This is a genomic window from Candidatus Parvarchaeota archaeon (genome assembly GCA_016866895.1).
In the GTDB taxonomy this organism is placed as follows: domain Archaea; phylum Micrarchaeota; class Micrarchaeia; order Anstonellales; family VGKX01; genus VGKX01.
Window position 1 is genome coordinate 1 of record VGKX01000078.1, and the last position, 5,443, is coordinate 5,443.

At 43.4% G+C, this 5,443-nt stretch carries 6 protein-coding genes; 2 read left to right on the top strand and 4 right to left on the bottom strand.

What is annotated here, in order from left to right; translation table 11 throughout:
* Window positions 1-2,835: hypothetical protein (locus FJZ26_03740; protein ID MBM3229518.1), on the bottom strand; the 2,835-nt coding region annotated here is incomplete at its 3' end.
* A 198-nt stretch (window positions 2,836-3,033) separates the two neighbouring features.
* Between FJZ26_03740 and FJZ26_03745 the strand changes: the two genes are divergently transcribed.
* Together FJZ26_03745 and FJZ26_03750 are read left to right on the top strand one after the other, a co-directional pair.
* Window positions 3,034-3,432, top strand: coding sequence for a hypothetical protein (locus FJZ26_03745; protein ID MBM3229519.1), 399 nt, complete (start codon window positions 3,034-3,036; stop codon window positions 3,430-3,432).
* An 18-nt stretch (window positions 3,433-3,450) separates the two neighbouring features.
* On the top strand, window positions 3,451-4,002 hold the full coding sequence (locus FJZ26_03750) for a hypothetical protein (protein ID MBM3229520.1): 552 nt from the start codon (window positions 3,451-3,453) through the stop codon (window positions 4,000-4,002).
* 23 nt (window positions 4,003-4,025) lie between these two features.
* Here FJZ26_03750 and FJZ26_03755 read toward each other — a convergent pair whose 3' ends face one another.
* From FJZ26_03755 to FJZ26_03765, 3 genes are read right to left on the bottom strand one after another with little or no spacing between them, the layout of a single operon-like run.
* Window positions 4,026-4,385, bottom strand: coding sequence for a hypothetical protein (locus FJZ26_03755; GenBank protein MBM3229521.1), 360 nt, complete (start codon window positions 4,383-4,385; stop codon window positions 4,026-4,028).
* Entirely contained in the window at window positions 4,382-4,849 is a 468-nt protein-coding gene (locus FJZ26_03760; GenBank protein ID MBM3229522.1) for a hypothetical protein, read from the bottom strand. The genes FJZ26_03755 and FJZ26_03760 overlap by 4 nt, the downstream gene beginning before the upstream one ends.
* Before the next feature lie 46 nt (window positions 4,850-4,895).
* Window positions 4,896-5,405 (bottom strand): 50S ribosomal protein L15e, encoded by a 510-nt coding sequence (locus tag FJZ26_03765; protein MBM3229523.1) that lies wholly within the window; start codon window positions 5,403-5,405, stop codon window positions 4,896-4,898.
* Window positions 5,406-5,443: the final 38 nt, after the last annotated feature.

Sequence of the window (5,443 nt, forward strand, 5' to 3'; positions counted from 1 at the left end):
TGGGAATTTCACGAATTTTTTGCCATTGAACTTGTCAATCCTTGCCGAACCTGACGAAGGCTGGACTTCACGCAGGTTTGAGACAGATTGTATGCCTAGTTGGCTTGCGCCTGACTGTTTTTCTTGCTGGTTTGAGACTGTTTGTGTTTCTTGCTGGCTTGAGGAGGATAATTGTGGTGGGGTTGGCGCACTCGATTCTTGGATTTGGCTTGTTGAACTGGCTTGTGTAGTTGGCGAAATTTCTTTTGATGCAGTTTCAGTGCCGGGATATGGTGATTTGGTTGGGTCAATTGCTTTTACCTTGAAGTACTGCCTTTCGCTTTGGATGATATCGACAGAGTAATAATATGGCGAACAGTTGAGCTTCCAGGAATATGCGCCATTGGAGTAAGTATCCAGGAAAGAACTATTGTATCCAGGTGATATGGCGTCAGCATAGCGAATGGTATCATTTACATAATACCAGCAGTACATGACATCTGGAACATCCGATGCGACTGTTGCTGAAATATTGACCCTGCTATATTTGGAAATGTAGTTGTTCAACGGTTTTAAAGGAACGATTTTAGCCTGCACACACGAGCCGTTGTAGTGGCAAACATAATCAGAGCCAGGGCAGCCGCACTGATAACAGGCATCTACAAGCTCACCGTTATATGTGCAGTATTTTGGCTTGATGGAGGAACATGTTGTCATGAGGGTGCCGTCTGAGCAGTAAATAGGTGCTTGGACCGGTATTCCAAAAGTATAATTTCTAGTTAAATTGCCGTTTAGGTTTGTCATTATTAAGATTGGAAAATAATAGCCAGCAGTTGTATCTGGAGGAGCTAGAAGGTCTATGTAATACCATAAAGAATCTTCTTGGAGAATGGGGTTTACACTTGAGTTTATAAAATCGCTACCGTCGTATATTTTAACTTGATAGACCCATCCTTCCGGAACACTAAGCGACAGGTTGAAGTCAGATACTGGGCATAACGGGCCATCATAATTCCACGTTTGAACATCTAAGCGATAAGAGATACCGGCATAGAACCCTGGAGGTGCATATATATTGGTTATTGTCGGATAATTGTAAACACATTTAGCTTGATAGATTCCAACATCAAATTTTATTGATTGGTTGTTGGAACCACGTGGGATAAGTGAAATTCCCCGCCCGTCATCTTTATACTTTCCCCCCTGGTTTAAAGTTACATTGTTAGACGTTGGATAAGCTGCTGGGCTCATATCCAAAAGCCTTGAGCGCATCCAAAAATTCTTTGTTTGCCAGTTGACAAAAAGGCCTTTGTTGCCAGTATAATCTGAAGGATATGTACTACCCATCATCGAATCAAAACCGTAAGGTTTTCTATATTCGACATAATATGAAAAGTTTGAGGAATTGTTCGGATCTCTTATTTTTGCAGCCCTGACGCCAGAGCCTAGTTCTAAAGGATTAAGCAGATAAGTGCCAGAATTGTTGATTGTTATTATCGAGGATGAGTTGAACCATCCGAGAATGTCTTTGAGCATGGCGTTGAAATGAAGACCGCCTCTTGCATTACCCATCACATCATAGATGTTTCCGTATTCGGAGTGATCACAAGGACCGTACATGACGCTAGACTTGCACGACCAGAGGTTTGCATGAGCCACACCCAATGCATGACCAAGTTCATGAGAGATAACAAATTCGAGAGTCGTATAATTTATCGGATCGTTACTAAAATATGGAGGATAACCTGCCAAAGACCAACTTAAAGACAGATTATAGAGTATATTGTTTACAAGAACAGGCCACCTGCCAACAGAAGAGTATCCTCCACCCATGCAAGAGTGGTCAGCTAAAATCAGGATTCGTCCGTATTCATTCAAATCAATATTATTTGATTGAATAATATTGTCAAGTTCATAATCGCCGTATGAGCCAAAATCCGGCCATCTACAATAATTGTTAACATAGCCGGTCCTGTTCAGCGTATACCATCCATAGGCATTTCCCGTAAAATAGGTTTGGTTGTACGACGCCTCTCGGATGAATTTTTGGAACTGGCCGTTGAAGATTTGGTACTGCGCCTCCTCGCGCGTGTAAGGGGGCGGGTCTTGCGAGTCAAGAAATCTGACCAGAAGGACAAGCAGCTTTTGCTCACCCAATGCAGGGCTGTCCTCTGTTTTGAGCACTTCAAATGAGCTTTTGTCAGCAAAGGAGACGATTTTGTTTTCAAGCTGGAACCCGTTGACTTTGACAAGCGCGCCTGACCTTAGCTCTGGCTGCTGCCCCACTGGGAAATAGTCAAGTTTTCCCTGCGGCGTCCTTATTGAGTACTTGAATGTTCCCTTGTTGTTTGCGAAGTCATCAAAATGGATTACTTCAATGTTTCCCTGCAAGCTCGTTTGTTGCTCAAAATAAGGAGATAATTCGGAAGGCACTTTGAGCTTCTTTGAAGAAATGGCCTGATAAATGAATTCTTCAGGGCTTTCTGGCAGCAGCTTGAGCATCAGGCTTTTTCGTTGCTGGGCTTTTGCCTGAAGGGTTGTCAGCAGATAAGAAGATTGTTGTGAGGATGTTTTTTGGGCGCTTGCATAGGATGAGCTTAGGCTTGAGATTTCACTATTTAGAAAAGTAATTTGGCTTGAGGTTGCCTGGGCTGATAGTTGAGCGGAAAGTTGGCTGGCAGAAGGCTGGCTGGATATTCTTTGACTTGTTGGACTAGCACTAGGCGTGGTTTGGAAAGTTGGATAATTGGAAAGAAATTGGGCTGTTTGTGAAGCCTCATCATACGTGTGATGGGCAAAACTAAAGCTTGAAATAAGCAAAAGAAAGAGGAAGAGAAATCTGTTTTGCTTGAACATTATTTCAAACACCTGGCATGAGAGTTATTCTTGCTGGTTAAATTTTGACGGTTAATCTTGCGATTAAATTAAGCAATTCTTGTTTATATAATCTCGGTTTTGGTTTAGAGGAGTAGGTTATGTTGTTTGACTTGCAGTTCAATGGTATTCAAGTGGCACAAGATTTATATTTATGGTTTTAAGAATAATAGTATGAGCTTGAAAACGACAAACGATATAATCATTATCGGAAACGGTAAACTTGAGCGCCCAAAAACCTTGGAGAAAACAAAGTTATGGATTTTCATGAAAAAGATTTTCAGCTGGAAAAAAGACAGAATATTTTCCAAAGAACCGGAATATAAAAAATATTTAAAACCCAAGTTGGATAACCCCCCAAAAAAAGCGACAATCCCAAAACCTGTTCCGGTAAAAAAGGGCAAGGAACCGACATTTCTTGAAGTTTACATGCTATTTAAAAGTTTATATGAAAGTTTTTATTACCATAAATTGATCGAGACTGATTTGAGGGCCGTATTTAAGTTCTGGAAGAGCGAGGCAAACAAAATCGAACGACCGTATATAAGGTTAATCTCAAGATTAGAATTTCAAAATTGAGATAGAACAGTAGAGGAAATGAAGCGGAGAGGAAGAGCATATTCACAGGCACGTGGCTGCAAAAAAGACGAGTTCACAGAAACGGAATTCGCAATAATGGATGATTTCAGATATAAATCGTTTTTCTTAGTCGGGGATTGCGCAGTTAGTCTGACAGATAGGGGGAAGGAGGTTTTGGAAAGGATAAAAAAACTAATAGAAACCAGAAAGCAGTGGGAATCGGCCAAACGGTTGATATTTTCAGAGAGGGAACTTTATGCTCAACTGACTCTTGAAAGCCGAAAAGTTGTTTTGAATGAATTAAAAGAGATGGTTAAAGCAGGTAAAACTCGCGTTTGGCATAACGATTATCTTGAAGATAAGATCGTGAAGCAAAATCTTGGTAAGGCATTGGAAGGCGAAGAGATAGAAGTAAAGCGGTTGGGTAACTACGGCGGGTCGGTAGTAAAATATAACGGGCAGTTTTATGTGTATTTTGAAAGAACAACACCGCCCATACCAAAATTTCAACTCATCAAGCCTTTTGGCACGCTTTGGATGAGTCCGACGAACCAGGAAGCTGGCCCTTGATAAAGTTAAGTGAAGTCGAGATGTTATACCACTCTGGCAATTTCCCTTAGTGTCTTTATCGTGCCCGATGTCTTAAGCAGCCGAATCCGTGCCTGCCTGCCTTGGATGGGGCCGAATAGGGCAATGCAGCCGCAGAGTTTTTTTTGCGAGGAGTTTGTAACGCGGAAAATGCCTTTTTTGGCTTGTTCGTCAAAATCCAGTTTTTTTAACCGCGCCCTTGAAAGGCCGACTATTCCAAGAAACGCCATGCACCGCGTGTCAAAGAATTTCCAGGCCTCGCTTGCGCCAACAAGGGGCTTGTCAGGGCCGTAAAGTGTGAAAAGCACGTATCTTTTCTTTTGCAGGTAGGGTTTTGCCATGCCATCACTGAAGTCAATAATCATTCAAAATATAGCTTTGGAAGTTTAAGTGAAGCTTTTGCAACCTGCTCTGGTATGCCAAACAATTGTGCAAAAAGCACAAGCTCATGTGCAGAAAGGCACTGGAATTCATTTTGTGAAAGAGAGCAAAGCACAATGCGCGCGCCGTATTTGAGGCACAGTTTTGCGAATTGGCGCGCCATGCCAAGTTTTTGGGCTACAAAATGAGGCGGCTCCCCTGGAACTGAAAAATAGCTTGCAGGAAAAGCAAAAGCCCCGCCTGATTTTGCAACCTCCCTGATTGCAGGCAAGTCAAGCTCAAATGAGTCAAGAAAAAAAACAAGGGGCTTTTTTGCGATGCTCCCCAGTTGTGCCGCGTTTTTTGCCCTGTAGGTCCTGTTTTTTACATTCTCAAGCTTGTAGGCTTTGGCAAAGCCCAGGCTGCCAATGTTCCCAACGTGAACTATTGAAATGTCGTATGCTTCCATGGGACTTCTCGCCCCCACAGTACATATATCCAAAGCACATGTGGCATCAGGCCTGCTCGTAGCCTTTGCCCTTGCCGGCAAGGCCCCTTGCCTTTCTTGAGGCAAAAGTCAGGCCGCGATAGGCCCTGCCTGATTGCAGCCTGCCTGCGTAAGCACTTGGCTCAACAAGCAGGACTTCTGAATACTTGTACTGGCCATCCGCGCCTACAAAATAGGAGTTTAGGACTTCCAGGTTAGGATATTTCCTTGCGGCTTTTTTCTCAGCAATTGACCTGTATAGCTGGCCGGGATTCACATATGCCTTGTTCTTGGCAGGCTTTCTGCCACCCCATGGGTGAGGCCTTTTGCGGCTTCCCCTTCCGGTCCTCACGCGAACGACAACATAGCCTTTTTTTGCCTTGTAGCCAAGGGTTCTCGCCCTGCTCAGGTTTGTCGGGTGCTCAACCCGCTCTATAGTTGGCCCTTTCCTCCAGCTGACAAGCCTTGCCCTGTAAGCCGGGCTTTTTTCCCTGTATTGCTGCTGGAATGCCTCGCGTATGTATTTGTAGACTCCCATCCAAACCACCATCTAGTTGTATTTGTTCTTCCTTAAGT